Raw genomic sequence first — 19943 nt, 5'->3', positions numbered from 1 at the left:
GTAGAGAAGAAAGCGTATTCTAAGGAGGATCACCATGTCTGTCGAAACCAACTATCCGTTTCAAAATACATCGCTTCCGCTCGAGGAGCGCGTAACCGATCTTGTTTCCCGCTTCACGCTGGAGGAGAAAGTCGATCTGATGATTCAATACCAGGCCGCCGTCGAGCGTCTGGGCGTCAAACCTTACAAGCACGGCACCGAAGCCGCTCACGGCATGGCTTGGCTGGGCGAAGCGACGGGTTACCCGCAGCCGATCGGACTATCGAACATCTGGGACGAAGAGCTGCTGGAGCGGATCGGCAGCGCGATCGGCGACGAAGCCCGCGGCTTTTACAAACGCAATCCGGAGATCAATGGCCTGACGCTGTGGGCGCCTACCGTCGATATGGAGCGGGACCCTCGTTGGGGACGTACGGAAGAAGCTTACGGCGAAGATCCGATTCTGGCCGGCAAACTTTCCTCCGCATTGGTAAAAGGCATCCAAGGCGATCATCCGACGTATCTGAAAGCGGTTGCCACCTTGAAGCACTTTATCGCCAACAATAACGAAGTGGGCCGCGGCGACGCTTCGGTCAGCATCGATCCGCGCAACATGCGCGAATACTACCTCAAAGCGTTCGAAATTCCGTTCAAAGAAGGCGGCGCGCAGTCGATGATGACCTCGTACAACGCGGTCAACGGCGTACCGGCCAACCTGAATCCGGACGTGAACGGCATCGTGAAAGAAGAATGGGGCATGGACGGCTTCGTCGTCAGCGACGCGTTCGACGTGTCCGGCACCGTGCGCGATCACGGCTACCTGGATTCGCATACGGAAGCGGTCGCCCGCTCCGTCAAAGAAGGCGGCATCGACAGCCTCACCGACGACGGCGAACTGATGAAATCTTCGCTGCGCGAAGCGCTGAAGGACGGACAGATCACGGAAGCGGATCTTGACGTTGCGCTGCGCAATACGTTCAGAGTGCGTTTCCGCCTGGGCGAATTCGATCCGGAAGAAGGCAACCCGTACGCCGCGATCGACGAGTCCGTGATCATGAAAAAAGAACACGCCGAGCTGGCACGCGAAGCTGCGCGCAAAGCCGTCGTGCTGCTCAAAAACGACAAAAAGCTGCTGCCGCTGCAAGCGGACAAGCTGAGCAAAGTCGCGGTCATCGGACCGCTGGGCGGAACCGTGTATCGCGACTGGTACAGCGGCGAGCTGCCTTACGCGATCACGCCGCTGGCGGGCATCCAGCAAAAGCTGGAAGCGGCGGGCAAAGGCGGCCAAGCAACCTTCTCCGGCGGTACGGACCGTATCAAACTCAAGTCGAAAAAGAACGGCAAATACGTCGCGCTCCAGCAAAAAGAAGAATCGCCGCTGGCGGCATCAGCCGATTCGGCCGAACAGGCTTCCGTTTTCGAACTGACCGATTGGGGTTGGGACAACGCGACGCTGATCGCCGAAGAAAACGGTCTGTATCTGACAACCGACGACCGGATCGTCAAAGCATCGGCTAACCGGATCTGGGAATGGTTCACCAAAGAAGTCTTCCTGGCCCGCACGCAAAACGGCGATGATTCTTCCGTAACCTTCTCGACGTGGAAAGACACGCCGGTCACGGTCGGAGAAAACGGCGAACTGCTGTCCGGCGACGGCCGCGCGGAAGAGACTTCGAACGAGATCGACGCAGGCGGCACGTCGGCGCTCGACAACTCGGCGGCGGAAGCTTTGCAAGCGGACGCGTTCGAAGTGGAAAAAGTGACCGACAAGTTCGAAGCCGCGCGCGAAGCGGCCCGCAACGCGGAAGTCGCGGTCGTATTCGTCGGCAACCACCCGCTGATCAACGGCAAAGAAACCGTCGACCGTCCGGACATCACGCTGCCGGAATCGCAGGAGCAGCTGATCAAGGAAGTGCTGGCGGTTAACCCGAACACGGTGGTCGTCGTCATCGGCAGCTATCCGTACGCGCTGAACTGGGTCAACGAAAACGTGCCTTCCGTGCTTTACTCGACGCACGCCGGCCAAGAAGTGGGCCGTGCGGTAGCCGACGTCCTGTTCGGCGAAGAGAACCCGGCCGGACGCGTCAGCATGACATGGTACAAATCCGTCGACCAACTGCCGGAATTCATGGATTACGACATCATCCAGGGCAACCGTACCTACCGCTACTTCGACGGCGAGCCGTTGTATCCATTCGGCTATGGCCTGTCGTACACCACATTCGGCTACGATGCCCTGAAGCTGGCTGATACAAGCGTAACGGCTGCGGAAGGTACGAAGATTGATCTGACCGTTACCGTAACGAACACGGGCGACGCGGACGGCGAAGAAGTCGTGCAGCTCTACGGCCGCGTGGAACAATCCCGCGTGAAGCGTCCGCTCAAGCAGCTGCTGGCTTTCCGCCGCATCAAACTCGCTGCCGGGCAGTCGCAAGAAGTCTCCTTCAGCGTTCCGCTGTCGGAACTGGCCGTATGGGACGTGACGCAGGAGCGCTTCGTGATCGAAAACGCGAAATACACGCTCTCCGTCGGTTCGTCGTCGGATGATCTTCCGCTAAGCACCGAGCTGCAAGTATCCGGCGAAACCATCCCGCCGCGCGATCTGACTCAATCAACTAAAGCCGTCAATTACGACGCTTACGAAGGCGTGTTCCTCGGCGAATGCTACGAAGGCGGCAGAGCGATCGAAGTCGCGGGCGACTCCGGTTGGATCGCGTTCCAGGACGCGGAATTCGGCGCAGGCGCAAAATCCGTGACGATCCGCGCAGCCAGCGAAGCAGGCGGCACGATCGACGTTCGTCTCGGCAGCGCGGACGGCCAACTGGTCGGCCATGCTTCGGTCGAAAAAGGCGGCGCGCAGCAATGGACGGACGTTGAAATTGCTTTGAACGGCGTAAGCGGCCGTCAAAACGCATACTTCGTGCTGAACGGCAAAGTATCCGTAAGTTCGATCCGCTTCGCATAAAGCGGCTGCGGGAGAAATTCGTTCAAGACGCTGTTTCAGTCATAAAGCCCATGGCTTTACGACTTCAAAGGCGTCTTTCACTGAATTTCTCCCTCCGCTTTCTTGCAAAGCTTTTAGGTAGTAAACCAGGTTCCCTTTGGTATAGGGAACCTGGTTTTTGCATATTGAAGCTATATGCAAGCGTGACTGTACGAAAGCATGACAAAAAGCGAAGCAGGGACCTAAAGGTCCGACACTTCGCTCGTTTAAAGGATGCTTCGATTGATAGAAGGCGTAGATGAGTAAGGTTTTGACCTTCAGTCCTACACCTCCCCGCAGCGCCCTCCTATCTCATGTTCGCGATAATCGAAGATCTCGAATCCTGCATTTTCTTGATGAAGTTCGTCATCACATCGAAAGCTTCGTTGCGCTTGTTGCTCAGCGATTGCAGGCGAAGCATGTCCATCTGCTGGGTGCTGCTCAATGCGTCGATCTGGGCTTTGCGGGCTTCCGCGGTTGCCGTGTCGCCGTTGGCTTGAGCTTCGTTCAGCTGCGAGTTCAAGATGGCGAGCTGCGCGTTGCGGTCTTGAACGGATTGCATCTGATCTTTCAGTTGTTGTTCCAACAGGTTCGCGCGCTGCTGCTGAACGGCCATCATCGCGCTCTCCAGGTCCATCGAACGAATGTCGATCGAAGAGGTCCCGTTAATGCCGGTAATCGAACTTGCCGAAGCCGGAGCGACGACTGCTACCGCAGCCACGGCCGCGAATACGGAGGCCGCGATTGCTTTTTGAATCTTTTTCATCATAATCCCTCTTTTCTATACGTATATAACATAGACTCAAGGCCGGATATTGCTCGCCAGCTTCCGCAATCTTATATCACGATTTTAAAATAAACAATTCTATTTAAATCAAATTTGAGTTAAATATTTAGCAGATTTTACGCGCCGTCGGCATCCTATCTCTTTTTGCCCTATAATGGAACGCAGAACGCATAAACAGGGGGAGATCGCATGGAAGAAACTCATCAGGCAAAAGGCATCCGAATCGTTCGTTTCGACATCGAACATATCCCTTACGTGAACGATATGAACGAGACGTTTCCGATCTTCGGCCGACTGGTTCCGGGTTTTCATAACGGGGTCTGGACGCATGCCGAGGAGATGTTCGACAAGACGAGCTTTATTTGTTTCCCGGAAGATCGTTTGGACTGGGAATCGTATATCGGGAATGACGAGAAGGTCATTTTCCTTGCTTTTTACGGCGCGGAATGCGTGGGGCAGATTCGTCTGGTACGGGACTGGACGCGCTACGCGTATATCGAAAATATCGCCGTTCGCGGCTCGCATCGCGGACGCGGAGTGAGCGCGATGCTGATGGAGCAGGCGGAACGTTGGGCGCGCGAGCAGGAATTGTTCGGCTTATCGCTGGAAGCGCAGGACGACAACCTCGCGGCCTGCCGCTTTTATCTCAAGCAGGGCATGGTGCTCGGCGGCGCGGATACGCTCAAGCAGGCGGCTAATCCGGAGATCGGCCTCACTCTTTATTTTTATAAAATATTTGATTCGTCGATCTTGGAATAACGGAGAGGAGAACAAAATGATCAAAGGACTGTTCGAGACCCATATCAACGTGAGCAACTACGAGGCTTCGGCTGCTTTTTACGAGCGGCTGCCCGGATTGATTCCGCTGCATGAGGATGCCGCGCGGAAGTCGAAGTTTTATTGGATCGGACGCCCGGGCGAAGCGATGCTCGGCATCCGGGAAAACTATCCGTCGCCGCTTGTGCAGCGCCAGCATTTCGCGTTCCGCGTGGAGCTGCATGAGTTGGAGTCTGCCCGGCACATGCTGCATGAACGAGGGATCGTCGCGACGAACTTTTTCGGGGAAAGCGATGCGCCGCTGAGCGTATTTCCGTTTATGCCGGCCGTTTCGATCTATTTCGAAGATCCCGACGGCCATTCGATCGAACTGCTGGCGATGCTGCCGGACGAACCGAGACCGGAGCTTCCGATCGTATCATGGCCGGAGTGGGAAAAAGAGTGCGGCAGAGCCGACTGAATCGGAAAAGCGATCGCGAAGCAGCTTGCCGGGCGCGGCGTGGATGTCATCATCGCGGATATCGACGAGAAGGGAGGCCGACAGGCGGCCGAAGAGATTGCCGCAGCAGGCGGTACAGCCCGCTTTTTGAAATTGGACGTTACGGATTATGCGGAGGTCGAAGCTGCGGTGTACGGGGCGTATCACGAATACGGACGGTTGGATTATATGTTCAATAACGCGGGGATTTCCTTGTATGCCGAGCTGTACGATATGACCGAAGCGCACTGGCGCCGAATCGTGGACGTGAATCTGTGGGGCGTTATCAACGGCGTGCAGGCCGCGTATCCCCTTATGAAAAAGCAGGGCTTCGGACATATCGCCAATACCTCTTCCGCTACCGCGCTGGGCCCCGCGCCGACAGCCGCCGCTTACGCGACGACCAAACATGCCGTGCTGGGACTCACGACTTCGCTGCATTACGAGGCCGAAGCGTTCGGCGTCAAAGTAAGCGCGCTTTGTCCTTCGTTCGTCGATACGCCGATCTTCGCGGCCGCTCAAGGGATCAATATGGATACGTCCAAAGTGCAAGCGCAGATGGCGAAGCAGAAAATGATGAGTCCCGAGCAATTTGCCGCTCTCGCCCTTCGGGATCTGGAGCGAAATCGCCCGATCATATGCCCGATGCCGCTGCGGAGAACGATGGACGTATTCTTCGCCATTTTCCCGACTGCCCATCGGAGCTTGATGCGTCTGGTGTGCCGGGTATCCAGGGAAACCAGGGTCGAATCCGGCACGGCGGGGAAGAGCGCTGAACGTGCCGTTTGAGAAATTCCGCGTTCCGTAAATAAAAAGCGGCGGTACAAGGGTTCTTCAAGGTTCGAAGAAGCCGATCGCGTTGCGGCCGCCGATCTTCTGCTTCACGCTATGATCGGCGGCCGTAATTTGTCCCGTCCGTCCCGGAGTGATAAAATCTAGGCGATTCCCTACACAGATTCTGTTGGATACAAATCACTAGAGATACCTAACGGAGGGCGAGGACCGTATGACCGAAGAAAATCGGCATTTTTTATCCGGGACCGTGACCTATGCGCAAGTCCCGAAACCGATGACCCGTCCGGCCCCGGCTCCGGTCGACCTGACCGACGACACGCTGGCGCTGCATAAGCAAAAAATTCTGGAGCGGATGAATGCGGCCGGCCTGCACTTGCTTGCGATCTACGCGGATCGCGAACACGGGACCAACTTCGGCTATCTGACCGGATACGAGCCGAGGTTCGAAGAATCCGTGCTCATGCTGCAAGCGGACGGCACGGCCAAGCTGATGCTGGGCAATGAATCGCTGCGCATGGCGCAATACAGCCGAATTTCCGCGGAAGTCGTGCATACTCCGCATTTTTCGCTGCCGAATCAGCCGATGGGAAATTCGCGCACGCTAATCGAACTTATGGGCGATGCGGGGGTGAAGCCGGGCATGCAGGTCGGCATCGTCGGATGGAAGCTGTTTACGAGCGCCGTGGACGACAATACGCAGTTATTCGACGTCCCTTCATTCATTGTCGAAGCGGTCAAAAACATCACGGGCATGCATGGGCGAGTGTTGAACGCGACAGGGTTGTTTATCGATCCGGATCACGGCGCGCGCGTGCGCATGAACGCCAACGAGATCGCGCACTACGAATTCGGCGCTTCCCAAGCATCGGATCGCGTGCTGCGGCTGCTCGACAAGCTGGAACCGGGACTGACGGAGATGGAGTTGGCCCATGAACTTGCCGTCTACGGTCAGCCGAACAACGTGCAGACGATCTGCGCGACGGGCGACCGGTTCACGAATGCGGTCGTCGCCCCGCGCGACAAGGCTGTTCGGGTCGGGGATAAATTTTCGGCTACGCTCGGTTATCGGGGAGGGCTGACCAGCCGCTCCGGGTACGTTGTGAATTCGGCGGACGAACTTCCGGACGAGGTCGCCGATTATCTGGATGCGGTCGCGATTCCGTACTACCGGGCAGCGGTGACCTGGTATGAAAAGCTGGCGATCGGACTGACCGGAGGCACGATGTACGAAGCGATCGAGTCCGTGCTGCCCAAGTCCCGCTATCATTGGCACTTGAATCCCGGACATCTGACGGCGGGCGAGGAATGGCTGTCGTCGCCTTTTTATCCGCAGTCGGATATTCCGGTGCAGAGCGGCATGCTGCTTCAGATGGACATCATTCCGTCCGTGCCCGGTTACGGCGGCGCAAGCGCCGAAGACGGCGTGGCGATCGCGGACGAAGAGCTGCGCCGCGAGCTGGCCGAGGCTTACCCGGAGGTCTGGGCACGTATCCTGGAACGCCGCGCGTATATGGAAAAGGTGCTGGGCATTGCGTTGAAGCCCGAAGTGCTGCCGCTGTCGAACTTGAACGGGTATTTCCGGCCTTTCCTGCTCAATAAGGCATTCGCGTTAAAGGCAGGCGAATGAATCTCCTTGGATAGAGCATCGTCTCGCCCAAACTTTCGCAATAAAAAAACCTGGAACTCTTCGACTGCGGAATGACCGCCGAAGAGTCCAGGCTTTCTTTTTCAACCCTACATCCCTTGCGGCTCAGGCTACGTCTACCTGATCGATATTGCGGAAACTGAGGTAAGCGCCGATGATGCCGATCGCGGCGAGCGACAGCGGAATCGCGATGATCGAACTGAGCGAAAATCCGGCGTTGTTCGACGACACGATCGCGACGATAAAGATCGACGATACGATCGTGGCGGCGACCGAGCGGCGCGGCAGCCCGATCACGAGCGGCAGCAGGCTCATGCCCGCGGCGCCGATCGCTTGGAGGATCACATGACCGAATTGACGCACCAGATCCGTCGCGCCGAGGTCGGAAGCCAAGTCGCCGACGAAATGATTCACGGTCAGCATCAAAGCGTCCAGCAGCACGTTTCCGAGCAAGATCGCGACGAAGCACCATACGAATACGATCGAGAGCTTGGCGAAGATCAACTGCTTGCGGCTAACCGGATAAGCGAATAACAAGGTCATGGTGCGGTCTTTGAACTCGCTGATCACCAGCTTCGATAATAAGGCGGACGCGTAGACGATGAAAGTCGCGCCGACGAGCGTATTCACGGCCGAAAGCATATCCGCCTGATTTTTGAACGTGGATCCTGTCGGTTCTTCTTTCACGAAGTACATCAGCATCAGCAAACCCGCTATCGCCGCGTAAGCGATCAACGCTCCGAGGATGTATCCGCGAAGGCCGCCTTTTTTAAGCTCCAGCTTGACGAGATGCAGCATGTTCGTCGCCTCCTTTGATCATATCGAAAAAGTATTCTTCCAGCGAATGGTGACGGCGGTTGATCGACTCGATGGACACGTCGTTCAAAATGAGCGTTTTCGACAACGTCTCCTGCGAAACCTGATTGTCGTAGACGCGCAGCGTATGATCGTCCATCTGCTTGAATTGATCCAGTCCCAGCTTTTCGGTCAATACGTAAGCGGCCAATGCCACGTTCGGCGTCGAAATTTCCACGAAAGCGGTCGTCGATGTCCGCACGTCGTCCAGCGACACTTCGCGCAGCAATCGTCCGTCGTTGATCACCCCGATCGTGTCGGCGATCTGCTCGATCTCGGACAGCAAATGGCTGGAGATCAGGATCGAGATGCCCCATTCGTCGCGCAGCCTGCGGAACAATCCGCGCATCGACTGAATGCCTTCCGGGTCCAGCCCGTTGATCGGCTCGTCGAGCAGCAGCAGTTCGGGACGGGTCGAGATCGCGCGGGCAATCGCCAGACGCTGCTTCATGCCGAGCGAGAACTGCTTGACCGGCTTGCGGTCCGTTCCGACGAGCTGCACCATGCGCATTGCTTCGTCGATCGCTCCTTTGCCGTGATAGCCCATGTATTCGGCATGCAGCTCCAGATTTTCCCGGGCCGTCATGCGGTCGTAAAAGGCAGGCGTCTCGATCAGATGGCCGATTCGTTTCAGGTGTTCGTTGCGGCCGGGAACCAGTTTTTCGCCGAACAATTCGATCTCGCCGCCCGTCGGTCGAACCAGTCCCAGCAGCATTTTCATCACGGTCGATTTGCCCGCTCCGTTCGGTCCCAGGAACCCATAGATTTCGCCCCGTTTTACCGTCATTCCGACATTGGACACGACATCCGCCGACCGATAACTTTTGCTGAGCATTTGCGTGCGTATGGTGTACGTCATAACCTTGCTCACTCCTTGTCGTTTGTTTTCTTCATGTCTTCATGTTATCGGGCGGGGCTGTCTTTTCCCTGTCGCGATTCTTACTTATTTCTTACGTCGTTATTCCGGCACGGCTATGCGGCTTGCGCTTGGCGGAATATAAGAGGAAGCCGGGAAAACAAGCGTAAAGCAAGTCCGAATGCCCGGTTCGCTCGTTAAGGTGACCGTGCCGTCCATCCGTTCCGTCAGTCGCTTGACGATCGCAAGGCCCAGACCGCTGCCCTGAAAACCGCGGTTGCGGGAATCTTCCAGCGTATACATGCGTTCGAATACCCGAAGCTGTTCGGACGCCGGAATGCCTTTGCCCCGGTCGATGACTTCGATGATCACGCTGTTTTCCGAAGAAGCTAGCCGTAATCCCAGATAACCGCCGTCCGCGCCGTAGCGGACCGCGTTGGAGAGCAGATTGTCCAAAATGCGGTCGAGCGCGTCGGCGTTGGCGTAGATCCAGGCAGGCTTCGGCGGCAGATCAAGCTGCACTTCGATGCCTCGATCCGCGAGCAGGTCGAAATAGCCGAGGATCCGCTGGCGGCAGGCTTCGGCGGCATCGACCGGGGACAGCGGCAGATCGTAATCGTCGGACTCCAGCTTGGACAGATCGAAAAAGGCGTTGATGCGCTCATGCACCTCGACCGTTTTGCGGTACACTTTGCCCAGCATGTCGCGCCGCTCCGCATCGGTCAGCTCGGGGCTGCGATCCAACACTTCGGCGTAGCCCATCACGACGGTCAGCGGGGTCTTGAGATCGTGGGACACGTTGGACAGCATGCGGCGCATGGCCTGTTCGGTGCGGACGTAACCGGATGCCGACTCCGCCGCCCGATCCAGCAGCAGGTTGATGTTTTGCAGCAGTTCCCGCAGTTCCGGTTCACCGGTCACGACAAGCAAGCGCTCGCGTCCCGGCATATGCTCGGAAGCCGTGAACGCCGGCAGCTTTTCGTTCATGTAGGCCAAGTCGCGCCGCAGCTTGCGGACGCGCAGTTTTTCCCCGATATACAGCGCAAGCAGCACCCCGGCAGGAAGCAGGCCGATCCACCATAATTCCGCCATTACCGTTCACCCAGCCGGTAGCCGATGCCCCACAGCGTGACGATATAGCGGGGATTCGACGGATCGTCTTCGATCTTCTCGCGCAGCCTGCGCATATGGACGTTGATCGCGTTATCGTCGTTGTAATATTCTTCGTTCCATACCTGCTCGTATAACATGGCCTTCGTATAGACGCGGGAAGGGTGCTGAAGCATCAGTTTGAGAATTTGAAATTCTTTGGCCGTCAAACGTACTTCTTCGCCGCGCTTGCGTACGATGAAGTTGTCCGGGTCCACGACGAGATCGCCTAGGGTCAGCAGTTGCGGTTCGGCTTGCGGCGCGCTCGTTTGTCCTTCCGGGATCGAATATTGCGTGGCCCGGCGGATCGAAGCTTGAATGCGGGCCGACAGTTCGATCAGGGAAAAAGGCTTGGCGATGTAATCATCGGCGCCGAACCGCAGCCCGAGCGCTTTCTCGACTTCGTTGTCTTTGGCCGACACGATCAGGATCGGTACGCGGCTGACGCCCCGAAGCTGCTGAAGCACGTCCATGCCGCCGATTCCGGGCAGCATCAGGTCGAGCAGCACCAGATCGTAACGGTCGGCTCGGAAGACGTCCAATGCGCTGCTGCCTTCGCGGACGACGGTGGAACGGTAGCCTTCTTTCTTCATATAATCGGCGATCATGTCGCTGATCCCTGCATCGTCCTCGATAATCAGAAGATTTCCTTCCAACTTGTTCTCCTCCTAAAGTCACGCGAATGTTGCCAAACTGGAAATCGCTCTCGTTCTCCTCTACTCTAAGGGAGAGGAACATTTTGAACAAGGAGGCTTGCCTGATGTCTGAATCGTCTGAAAAAGGTTCGTCCGGCGTATCCGCCGGATGGAATTTCGATCATAGTTACGCCCGTTTGCCCGAAGTGTTCTACAGCTCGCTTCCGCCCGTACCCGTGGCGGAGCCGAAAGCCGTTATTCTGAACGAAAAATTAGCCGCGGAGCTGGGAGTGGACATCGAATGGCTGCATACTCCCGAAGCGGCGGCGGTATTTGCCGGAAACAAACTGCCGGAAGGCGCGAAGCCGATCGCGCAAGCTTATGCGGGGCATCAGTTCGGCAATTTCAACCGACTTGGCGACGGGCGCGCGGTGCTGCTCGGCGAACATTTGACGCCTTCCGGCCGGCGGGTGGATATCCAGCTCAAAGGTTCGGGGCGCACGCCGTTTTCGCGCGGAGGAGACGGACGCGCCGCGCTCGGCCCGATGCTGCGGGAGTATATCATCAGCGAAGCCATGTACGGCTTGGGCATTCCGACCACGCGCAGTTTGGCCGTCGCGACGACCGGGGAGCAGATCCGGCGCGAGACGCCGCTGCCGGGAGCGGTATTGACCCGCGTCGCGGCCAGCCATCTGCGCGTGGGCACGTTCCAATACGCGCTGCAGTGGGGCGGGGTGGACGCGCTGCGCGAGCTCGCGGATTACGCGATCGCGCGGCATTATCCGGAGCTTGACGAAGCGGGGGAAGAACCTTCGGCTGCAAACGGAGCCCGTTATGCCCGCTTCCTGCGAGGCGTGGTGGAACGTCAGGCCGAGCTTGTAGCGAATTGGATGCTGGTCGGTTTTATTCACGGCGTCATGAATACCGACAATGTGGCAATCAGCGGCGAGACGATCGATTACGGGCCGTGCGCCTTTATGGATGCTTACGATCCGGCGACGGTGTTCAGTTCGATCGACACCGGAGGCCGTTACGCGTACGGCAACCAGCCGTATATCACGCTGTGGAACCTGTCGCGCTTGGCGGAGACGTTAATTCCGCTGTTCGACGAGGACGCGGATCGCGGCATGGAGATCGCGGAACAGACGCTGGCGGGATTTGAACGCCTGTATCTGAACATCTGGTTCGACGGCATGCGGGCCAAGCTCGGCCTGTCCGGCCGCGAAGAAGAAGACGAGAAGCTGGTCGCCGATCTGCTGGATCTGATGAAGGCGTTCCGGGCCGATTACAGCAATACGTTCGTGGGGTTGACCTTCGACGCGCCGACGGAAGCGGGCGGCGCGGACGCCGTCGCGCAGGCTGGCGACGAGGCGGGCAACGCGGAGGAGGCTTTTGCCGGCCTCGGCGGCGAAAGCGGGTCGGGCGCGGACGAAGCCGCGCGGGCTTCGGGAGAAGAAGCGGACGGCGGTTTACGGCCGACCGCGTTCCCCGGCGCGGACGCGCTGCTCGCCAGCGGCGAGTATCGCGTCTGGCGCGAGCGGTGGCAGGAACGCCTGGGACGCCAGGCGGATACGCCGGAAGAGGTGCGCGAGCGCATGCGCGCGCACAATCCCGCGGTCGTTCCGCGCAATCATCGCGTGGAAGAAGCGCTCGCGGCCGCCGCGCAGGGCGGCGATTACGGCCCGCTGCACCGCCTGCTGGCGGTGCTGGCACGGCCGTACGATCATTCCGCGGATCAGGCGGAATACGCGCAGCTTCCGCCGGAGGCGGACAACGGGTACCGAACGTTCTGCGGGACGTGAGGGAGGAGTAAAGGAGCTTGACGCCAAGCGGGAGCCGGAGCTTACGCGAGCGGAGCCGCCGGAGCGTCTGACGAATGTTGCAAGAATCCAACAATCGACGAGTAAAAAGGCGGAACAGCATAGAAATGTTGCGAGAGTCCATCATTTCGGTGCCGAAAGGCTGGTTTACGGCCTAACTGCGCGAAAAGGATGGATATCTGCAACATTCGGAAGGTGAAAACAGCTGCCGGTGCGAAAATAATGGACATCTGCAACATTTGCTTTGGATTCGGGTTTGGATTTGTTTTTAGATGTGTGTTTTATGGGTTTTGGATTTGAGTTTGTTTTTGCTACGGCGGGGCGGAGTCGATCGCGACGAAGAGCGGCTTCGCCCCGCCGAATTCGTATTCGCCGAGCGCCTTAACTGTGTCGAAAACCGGCTCTGTGCCTCATCGGTTACTCCTTGCCCCGAGCCGAATTCGTACTTTTCTTGACGCTTTTTACAAACTTCGCCCACTTGTTTCGCCAACTGCTTTATAATAAACGCTATGAACGCCGCTGCGTCTATTCATTTCCGAAAGCGTTTGCGTAATCCGTAGCGCCGCAGCTAATCTTTGTCGAAAAGAGGAGTTTTCCGCAATGATCAGACCTACCGAAGACCAGCAGTACTACGAGTTGACCAGTCCGACCGCGCTGCCGAAGGCGTCCGGATTCCTGTGGAATAATCAGATGATGATCCATATGAACTGCCGCGGCTATGCCGTCGCCCAGTTCATGCAGCCCGAGCCCGCCAAATATTCGTACGCGCCCAACCTGGAAGCCAAGACGTTCATGCAGCCGGAGCAGCCGTATTACGCGCATCACCCGGGACGTTTTCTTTTTATTAAGGATGAGGAGAGCGGTTACATATTTTCTGCCCCGTACGAACCGACCCGCCAAGTGCCGGATAAATTCGTGTTCGCGGCGGGCAAGCACGATATCGTCTGGACATTGGGACATTGGGATCTGCGCATACAGATGACGCTGACGCTCCCGAGGGACCATGCCGCCGAGCTGTGGAGCATCAAGGTGACCAACACCGGGAGCCGCAAGCGCAAAATCAGCCTGTATCCGTATTTCAGCGTCGGCTATATGTCGTGGATGAACCAGTCCGGCGAGTATGTCGACGAGCTGGGGGCGATCGTCTGCTCCGCGGTCACGCCGTATCAGAAAGTGCAGGATTACCCGAAGATCAAAACCCTCAAGGACAAAACGTATCTGCTTGCGGAAAAGAAACCGTCGGCGTGGGAAGTCAGCCAGGAGGCGTTCGAAGGGGAAGGCGGCATCATGCGTCCGTCGGCGTTGGAATCGGGCACGCTTGCCTGCGGCGACGCGCGTTACGAGATGCCGACGGCCGTCATGCAGTACCGCATCCAGCCGGAAGCGGGCGAGGAGCAGGAGTATCGGTTCGTGTTCGGGCCGGCGAAGGACGAAGCGGAAATCGCGGATATTCGGGAACGCTATTTCGGTTTTGACGGGGAAAAAGGAACCGGGGAGGGTACGGAGAGCGGATCGGAGGAACATCAGGCGTATTCCGAATACGGTTTCGACGCGGCCGCCCGCGACTACGCGGCTTACGTGGCGGAAGGACGCGGAAGTCTGACGATCGACACGCCGGACAAAGACCTCGACAACTTCGTCAACCATTGGCTGCCGCGCCAAATGTATTACCACGGCGTGACCAACCGATTGTCGACCGACCCGCAGACGCGCAACTATTTGCAGGATCATATGGGCATGAGCTATATCGATCCGCGCAGCACGCGCAATGCGTTTCTGACCGCTTTGTCGCAGCAGCGTCCCGACGGTTCGATGCCGGACGGCATCGTGCTGTACGAAGGCGCCGAGCTGAAGTACATCAATCAGGTGCCGCATACCGACCACTGCGTGTGGCTGCCGGTCTGCCTGATCACGTATCTCGACGAGACCAACGATTACGCGCTGCTGGACGAAGAAGTGACGTATGCCGGCGGGGAAAAGTCCGGCACGGTATTCGAGCATATCGACTTGGCCGTGCAGTGGCTGATCGGAGATCGCGACGAGCGCGGATTGAACTATATCAATCAAGGCGATTGGTGCGATCCGATGAACATGGTCGGCTACAAAGGACGCGGCGTATCCGGCTGGCTGACCATCGCGACGGCGTATTCGTGCCTCGTCTGGGCGGATATCTGCGAGCGCAGCGGACGTTCGTCGGAAGCGGCGGATTACCGCCAGCAGGCGGAAGAGATCAACGGCGCGGTCAACCGCCATCTGTGGGACGGCGACTGGTACGCGCGCGGCATTACCGACGACGGCGTGCCGTTCGGCATCAGCGCGGACGAGGAAGGCCGCATCTTCATCAATCCGCAGGGTTGGTCGCTGCTCAGCGGCGCGGCGGACGAGGATAAAAAAGAGCGGCTGATTCGTTCGGTCGCCGAGCAGCTCGAAAGTCCGTACGGCGTGGAAAAGCTGGCTCCGTCTTACACCGCGATGCGCGAAGACGTCGGCCGCGTGACCCAGAAGCATCCGGGCTCGGCGGAAAACGGCGCGGTGTACAATCATGCGGCGGCGTTTTATATCTATGCGCTGTACGCGGTCGGGGAAAAGGAAAACGCCTACCGTTTGCTGCGCAAAATGCTGCCGGGCGCGGACGAAGCGGACATTCGTCAACGCGGCCAGCTTCCGGTATTCATTCCGAACTATTACCGGGGCGCGTACCGCCAATTCCCGCGAACGGCGGGACGTTCCAGCCAGCTGTTCAACACCGGCACTGTGCCGTGGGTGTACCGCTGCTTGATCGACGGATTGTTCGGGGTTCAGGGAACGCCGGACGGTCTGCGCGTATCGCCGCAGCTTCCTGCGGAGTGGAACGAGGTCTCCGTGACGCGGACGTTCCGGGGCGCGGAATTCCGTATCGCGATCAAGCGGGAAGACGGCGTAAGCGAGACGGAAGTGTACGTCGGCGGGGAGCGGATCGAAGGCGGCGTGATCCGCGACGTTGCCGAAGGCGGGACGTATGCGGTCGAGGTGAAACTGCCGCTATAGCTTGTCCGCTCGAGAACGTGGACGTGACGGATTTTAATAAAAAAAGGCCCAAGTCTCAGCGACCGGGCCTTTTTTTCGTTGATTTTTTCCGATTGATGCGATCTTGTTAAGCGACCGACCTTTTCCCTCGATTCCGAACGATGCCTTCCGCCAGCGCAAATCCGGCGAACAGAAGGAACAGAGCGGCATAGATGGCCGTCGTCGAAGGCAGCAGCGGCAGCGCGATTGCGGCGACCGCGATAAAGACCGCGGTGCGGATCAGCGTCTGCCGAATATGTAGGCGACTTTTGCCGGGCAGGAAAATGACGGCGGTCGAGATCACGTACAACGTGAAACCGGACAGCGCCAACCAGCCGAAGTTGCGAACCGTCAGTTCTTGGTGGAAGTCGTAATGCAGCACGTTGGCGATCAGGCCCAGCGACAGGAAGGTCAGCAGATGGCCGTAAATAATCGATTGCCCCGAGCTTTTGCGATCTTCTTCCGCGATGTGTTCGGACGATTCGAAGTAATGCCACCAGATCGAGACGGTCGTCGCGAAGCCGAGTACGGCAGCTATCATGTATTCGACGCCGACATGACCTTCGCGCAGTCCGTTGACGATGACCAGAATCAGCTCGCCGAGCAGGATGATCGTCGCCAGTCCGTAGCGTTCGAGCAAATGCGGATGATGCACCGGCAGGTGGCTGAGTACCTTTTTGCGAGCCAGCAGCGGCAGCAGGATATCCGCGAAGATGCCCAGGTACAGCACGAAAAATTTGGCGTCGCCCGGAATCAGGACGGAAGAGAAGCTGACCAGCGCGCCCCCGAGAAACGTCAGTCCCAGATAGCGGGCGATACGGCGCGGCTCGCCGTCGTTTTCCAGCCAGGTGCGTATGTACATCAATGCGGTCGACAGACGGATGCCGACGTAACCGAGCATGAACGCCAAGTAATAAGCGTCAAAGTCTTCGTTGATGCTGGCGGCCATGACGATGACGAAAGCCATCTGCAGGAAGTAAGCGACACGCTGTACCGTATCGTCTTTGCCGAAGCGGTTGACGTAGACGGTAAATCCGGTCCAAGCCCACCAAAGCGGAACGAAAATCAGGAAATACTTGATAACGGTCCCGGCTTGAATGGCGCCATGGTGGGAATGGACCAGCACATGCGCGGTGATCGAGATCGCCGCGACGTAGATCAGGTCATAAAAAAGTTCAAGCCAAGTGACCTTTTTGTGGGCGATATGCGAAATGGGAGTCACGTATCCTTTCTTTCAAATTTGTGAGAGTACAATCGAAGTCAGTATACCAGCGAACGCGTTATCCGCCCAGCCCCAACCTTGCCGCCATGCTGTAGCCGTTCGGCCCGGCATTGTAGCGTTTGCGCAGTTCGATCAGGTTCGGTCCGAAGGTCGCTTCCAGCGTCTCGCGATGCGCCTGCATCAGCTCGTAAATGTACAAGTCGTGCACGATCACTTCGGTGATCGGCATGACCAGTCCCGGATGCAGCGTCCATGCCGCGCGGCTGTCCGCACCGAGCGACACGATCCCCGCCACGACCTCGCGGTCGTCCGCGCTGACCACGATCCAGCGTCCGCCGTATTCCTGCGTGATCTCGTCGCTCGAATCGTGCGGATAGACCTGAGCGAAATCAAATTCCGACAACTCTCCGTACACGACCAACAGCACGTCCAGCCCGCGTTTCGCGGCGGCGCGCAGATCTTTTTCCAACAGCTTCGCTTCTTCCGGCCAAATCTCCAGCAGCACCCGATGCTCCGCGCGTTCGATCGCGTCGGCGGCCCGTTCGATAATGGCGTCCGCACCGGTGATATTCCAGATGTTTTCCCGATTGGAGGACACGAACGAATAATGCTCCAGCGCCGTCTCCGCCGCTTCGAACGAAGATTCGGCGCGGCGCTTTTTCAAACGGATCAATTCCTGCGGCGGCAGCGGGGTATACAGCGAAGGTTCTTCATGGCTGACCAATACCTCCCCGCGATCGACCAATCCGCCGAGCACCTCGTAAATTTTGGAGCGCGGCACGCCGGAGCCCAAAGACACGGCATACCCCGACAGCGGAGATTTATCCAAAAGCGCAAGGTAAGCCTTCGCTTCGTATTCGGTAAAGTTCAGATCTTGCAGCAGTTTAACGATTTCGGGTTTCATCGGTGAACCTCCCTGTTCTTTTGCAGCCGCAGTCATGCGATCACGACCCGAAAGCCTCGCCTTTCGGCGGTCTTTTCCTTGTATTATCCCACACCTGCCTTGACACCGTATAGCGTCGATGTTATATCTGTATACTAGTGACTACAAAAGTAGCGACTATATAAAAACGATGATGCATCGCGCAAATGGAGGTATAGCAGTGGGAACGATCACGCAGGAACATAGAAAGACCGATACACCCAAACGCATTTCAGGCGCGAAGACCGGCATTCGTCATGCACGAACGCTTTACCTGATTGCCGCGTTAATTGCAATTCTGTTATGGAGCACATCATTCGTCGGAACCAAGATCGCTTATGCTTCGTTCCCGCCGTTGACCTTGGGCGCCGCGAGATTCGCGATCGCGTCGGTGATTTTGGGCGGAATCATGCTGCTGCAGCGCGAGTTCACGCTTCCCGCTCCCAAAGACCTCGGGATGATGGCATTGAGCGGCTTGCTTGGAACCACGATGTATTTCGCTTTGGAAAATATAGGGGTAGAGATGACGACGGCGTCGAGCGCCGCGTTGATTGTCGCTTCGTACCCGGCGATTACGGCGCTGCTGGAATTTATGTTTTACCGGACGAAGATTTCATGGATGCGCGGAATCGGGATCGCTATGGCGATCTTCGGGGTATATCGGATTTCCGGCGGGGGCGGCAGCGAAGGCGGAGAGCATGCGCTGATCGGAAATCTGCTGCTGATCGCTGCGGGCTTCGTATTCGCGGTGTACAACTTCGCGACGCGCAAGGTGGTCGGCCGCTACTCGATGGTGACGGTGTCCTTTTACCAGACGATTGCGGGCACGATTGCTTTTATTCCGCTCGCGTTGATCGAAAAAGACAAATGGCAGATGCCGACGACGGAGTCGATGTGGATGCTGCTCTACCTGGGCTTGTTCTGCTCGGTGGCGGCGTTCATGCTGTACAATTACGGGCTGCGGGGACTGACGGCGGGAACGGCGATGGCGCTGATGAATCTCGTGCCGATCTTCGGCGTGGCACTGTCAATCGCGGTTTTGGGCGAGACGCTGCGGCCGGGGGATTGGATTGGAGGGAGTATCGTTATTCTTGGCGTGATCCTGAGTGTGAGGGAGAAGAAAAAGCCTGCTCGGTGAGGCGCTGCGGGAAAAATTGCCAGCGTATGCTTCCGAAGTGCATTTCTTCGAAATGCTTGAAGACGCTGTTTCACATATAAAGTCTCCGACTTTACATGTTCAAAGGCGTCTTTCGCTGAATTTCTCCCTCCGCTGGGGCTCCTCATTGAATAGGTGTTTTCTTGGAGGTGGGTAGGTAAAAGAAAAGGCAAAGATAACGATAGAGATAAATATGGGGCAGAGCGGATCTTATTCGCTTCTGTCTTTTTTGCGTTTGACGATTCTTCGTCTTCGCTTATTTTGCCTTGCTTCACCTTAATCCCGATAACGGATCGTCATGCTCAATTTTACCGGGTCGGGTCCCGGGTTGCGGTAGCGGTGGGGGCGGTCGGCGCGGAAGCGGATGGCGTCGCCGGTTTGCAAGGTGTAGGGTTCTCCGGCTATTTCAAGTTCCAGTGTTCCTGCGAACAGCGTAATCAGTTCTTCGGTTCCTTCGCGGTGCGGGTCGGATCCTAATTCGCCGCCCGGGTCGATCTCGACGGTGTAGACTTCGAAACCGCGTTCGGCGTCGTAGGGGAATACGGGATACAGTCGGTATTTGCGCTCCGGGTCTTCTAAGGCTTGGATGGCTTGGCGGCGTACGACCACGGCATCTGCGGGCGGTTCGACGATCAGGGAGGTGAAAGAGACCTTTAGGCCGTTCGCGATTTTCCAGACGGTCGTAAGCGACGGGCTGGATTCGCCGCGTTCGATTTGGCCGAGCATCGTTTTGCTGATTCCGGTAAGCTCGGCGAGCTTATCCAGACTAAGTTTGCGTTCGGCGCGCAGGTTTTTGAGATTTTGGCTCAGGATCAGATTGATCGATTCCAATAGAAACC

Annotated in this window: 16 protein-coding genes; 8 read left to right on the top strand and 8 right to left on the bottom strand. The window is 57.6% G+C overall.

All coding sequences use genetic code 11. The annotated features are described in order from the left end of the window. Positions 1–34 precede the first annotated feature (34 nt). Positions 35–2944 carry a glycoside hydrolase family 3 protein gene (locus HRQ63_RS19085; RefSeq protein WP_172246721.1) on the top strand — a complete coding sequence of 970 codons (2910 nt, stop codon included), beginning with the start codon at positions 35–37 and terminating at the stop codon, positions 2942–2944. A 325-nt stretch (positions 2945–3269) separates the two neighbouring features. Here HRQ63_RS19085 and HRQ63_RS19080 read toward each other — a convergent pair whose 3' ends face one another. Next, positions 3270–3728, bottom strand: a complete 459-nt coding sequence (locus HRQ63_RS19080) for a hypothetical protein (RefSeq protein ID WP_280529322.1) — start codon at positions 3726–3728, stop codon at positions 3270–3272. 210 nt (positions 3729–3938) lie between these two features. Between HRQ63_RS19080 and HRQ63_RS19075 the strand changes: the two genes are divergently transcribed. The 4 genes from HRQ63_RS19075 to HRQ63_RS19060 all read left to right on the top strand — a co-directional run bounded on the left by HRQ63_RS19075 (position 3939) and on the right by HRQ63_RS19060 (position 7426). Next, the gene (locus HRQ63_RS19075; protein WP_172246719.1) at positions 3939–4508 is read left to right on the top strand and encodes a GNAT family N-acetyltransferase; all 570 of its coding nucleotides are present in this window, start codon (positions 3939–3941) and stop codon (positions 4506–4508) included. A gap of 16 nt (positions 4509–4524) precedes the next feature. Beyond that, the gene (locus tag HRQ63_RS19070; RefSeq protein ID WP_172246717.1) at positions 4525–4986 is read left to right on the top strand and encodes a VOC family protein; all 462 of its coding nucleotides are present in this window, start codon (positions 4525–4527) and stop codon (positions 4984–4986) included. Beyond that, the gene (locus HRQ63_RS19065; protein ID WP_172246918.1) at positions 4987–5793 is read left to right on the top strand and encodes an SDR family NAD(P)-dependent oxidoreductase; all 807 of its coding nucleotides are present in this window, start codon (positions 4987–4989) and stop codon (positions 5791–5793) included. 217 nt (positions 5794–6010) lie between these two features. Next, on the top strand, positions 6011–7426 hold the full coding sequence (locus HRQ63_RS19060) for a M24 family metallopeptidase (RefSeq protein WP_229714303.1): 1416 nt from the start codon (positions 6011–6013) through the stop codon (positions 7424–7426). A 123-nt stretch (positions 7427–7549) separates the two neighbouring features. Here HRQ63_RS19060 and HRQ63_RS19055 read toward each other — a convergent pair whose 3' ends face one another. The 4 genes from HRQ63_RS19055 to HRQ63_RS19040 all read right to left on the bottom strand — a co-directional run bounded on the left by HRQ63_RS19055 (position 7550) and on the right by HRQ63_RS19040 (position 10960). Beyond that, positions 7550–8242 carry an ABC transporter permease gene (locus tag HRQ63_RS19055; protein ID WP_172246715.1) on the bottom strand — a complete coding sequence of 231 codons (693 nt, stop codon included), beginning with the start codon at positions 8240–8242 and terminating at the stop codon, positions 7550–7552. Further along, a complete protein-coding gene (locus HRQ63_RS19050; RefSeq protein WP_172246713.1) occupies positions 8214–9158 on the bottom strand; it encodes an ABC transporter ATP-binding protein in 945 nt (314 codons plus the stop codon). Before HRQ63_RS19050 ends, HRQ63_RS19055 begins: the two co-directional genes overlap by 29 nt. Positions 9159–9257: 99 nt before the next feature. After that, the gene (locus HRQ63_RS19045) at positions 9258–10247 is read right to left on the bottom strand and encodes a sensor histidine kinase (RefSeq protein WP_172246711.1); all 990 of its coding nucleotides are present in this window, start codon (positions 10245–10247) and stop codon (positions 9258–9260) included. Next, positions 10247–10960 carry a response regulator transcription factor gene (locus HRQ63_RS19040; protein ID WP_280529321.1) on the bottom strand — a complete coding sequence of 238 codons (714 nt, stop codon included), beginning with the start codon at positions 10958–10960 and terminating at the stop codon, positions 10247–10249. The genes HRQ63_RS19045 and HRQ63_RS19040 overlap by 1 nt, the downstream gene beginning before the upstream one ends. Positions 10961–11064: 104 nt before the next feature. On the opposite strand from HRQ63_RS19040, the gene HRQ63_RS19035 reads away from it, so the two are divergent. Continuing rightward, entirely contained in the window at positions 11065–12741 is a 1677-nt protein-coding gene (locus tag HRQ63_RS19035; RefSeq protein ID WP_172246709.1) for a protein adenylyltransferase SelO, read from the top strand. 618 nt (positions 12742–13359) lie between these two features. Then, positions 13360–15786, top strand: a complete 2427-nt coding sequence (locus HRQ63_RS19030; protein ID WP_172246707.1) for a GH36-type glycosyl hydrolase domain-containing protein — start codon at positions 13360–13362, stop codon at positions 15784–15786. 106 nt (positions 15787–15892) lie between these two features. Here HRQ63_RS19030 and HRQ63_RS19025 read toward each other — a convergent pair whose 3' ends face one another. Both HRQ63_RS19025 and HRQ63_RS19020 read right to left on the bottom strand, forming a co-directional pair. After that, positions 15893–17026, bottom strand: a complete 1134-nt coding sequence (locus HRQ63_RS19025) for a low temperature requirement protein A (RefSeq protein WP_172246705.1) — start codon at positions 17024–17026, stop codon at positions 15893–15895. Between the two features lie 58 nt (positions 17027–17084). Beyond that, positions 17085–17930: a TrmB family transcriptional regulator gene (locus HRQ63_RS19020; protein ID WP_172246703.1), complete on the bottom strand. Its 846-nt coding sequence runs from the start codon at positions 17928–17930 to the stop codon at positions 17085–17087. Positions 17931–18177: 247 nt separating this feature from the next. Here HRQ63_RS19020 and HRQ63_RS19015 point away from each other — a divergent pair, with 247 nt between their 5' ends. Next, positions 18178–19086: a DMT family transporter gene (locus tag HRQ63_RS19015; protein ID WP_229714317.1), complete on the top strand. Its 909-nt coding sequence runs from the start codon at positions 18178–18180 to the stop codon at positions 19084–19086. Between the two features lie 294 nt (positions 19087–19380). On the opposite strand, the gene HRQ63_RS19010 is transcribed toward HRQ63_RS19015, so the two are convergent. Continuing rightward, complete coding sequence (locus HRQ63_RS19010; RefSeq protein ID WP_172246701.1) at positions 19381–19935, bottom strand: helix-turn-helix domain-containing protein; 555 nt, start codon at positions 19933–19935, stop codon at positions 19381–19383. Positions 19936–19943: the final 8 nt, after the last annotated feature.

The organism is Saccharibacillus endophyticus (assembly GCF_013185185.1).
In the GTDB taxonomy this organism is placed as follows: Bacteria; Bacillota; Bacilli; order Paenibacillales; family Paenibacillaceae; genus Saccharibacillus; species Saccharibacillus endophyticus.
The sequence above is the reverse complement of the archived record's forward strand: the minus strand, read 5'-3'. Positions and strand labels throughout refer to the sequence as shown.

Bases quoted from the DNA above. Each gene is read 5' to 3' on its own strand.
- HRQ63_RS19085 (WP_172246721.1), top strand. From the start codon at position 35: ATGTCTGTCGAAACCAACTATCCGTTTCAAAATACATCGCTTCCGCTC.
- HRQ63_RS19080 (WP_280529322.1), bottom strand. From the start codon at position 3,728: ATGAAAAAGATTCAAAAAGCAATCGCGGCCTCCGTATTCGCGGCCGTG.
- HRQ63_RS19075 (WP_172246719.1), top strand. From the start codon at position 3,939: ATGGAAGAAACTCATCAGGCAAAAGGCATCCGAATCGTTCGTTTCGAC.
- HRQ63_RS19070 (WP_172246717.1), top strand. From the start codon at position 4,525: ATGATCAAAGGACTGTTCGAGACCCATATCAACGTGAGCAACTACGAG.
- HRQ63_RS19060 (WP_229714303.1), top strand. From the start codon at position 6,011: ATGACCGAAGAAAATCGGCATTTTTTATCCGGGACCGTGACCTATGCG.
- HRQ63_RS19055 (WP_172246715.1), bottom strand. From the start codon at position 8,242: ATGCTGCATCTCGTCAAGCTGGAGCTTAAAAAAGGCGGCCTTCGCGGA.
- HRQ63_RS19050 (WP_172246713.1), bottom strand. From the start codon at position 9,158: ATGACGTACACCATACGCACGCAAATGCTCAGCAAAAGTTATCGGTCG.
- HRQ63_RS19045 (WP_172246711.1), bottom strand. From the start codon at position 10,247: ATGGCGGAATTATGGTGGATCGGCCTGCTTCCTGCCGGGGTGCTGCTT.
- HRQ63_RS19035 (WP_172246709.1), top strand. From the start codon at position 11,065: ATGTCTGAATCGTCTGAAAAAGGTTCGTCCGGCGTATCCGCCGGATGG.
- HRQ63_RS19030 (WP_172246707.1), top strand. From the start codon at position 13,360: ATGATCAGACCTACCGAAGACCAGCAGTACTACGAGTTGACCAGTCCG.
- HRQ63_RS19020 (WP_172246703.1), bottom strand. From the start codon at position 17,930: ATGAAACCCGAAATCGTTAAACTGCTGCAAGATCTGAACTTTACCGAA.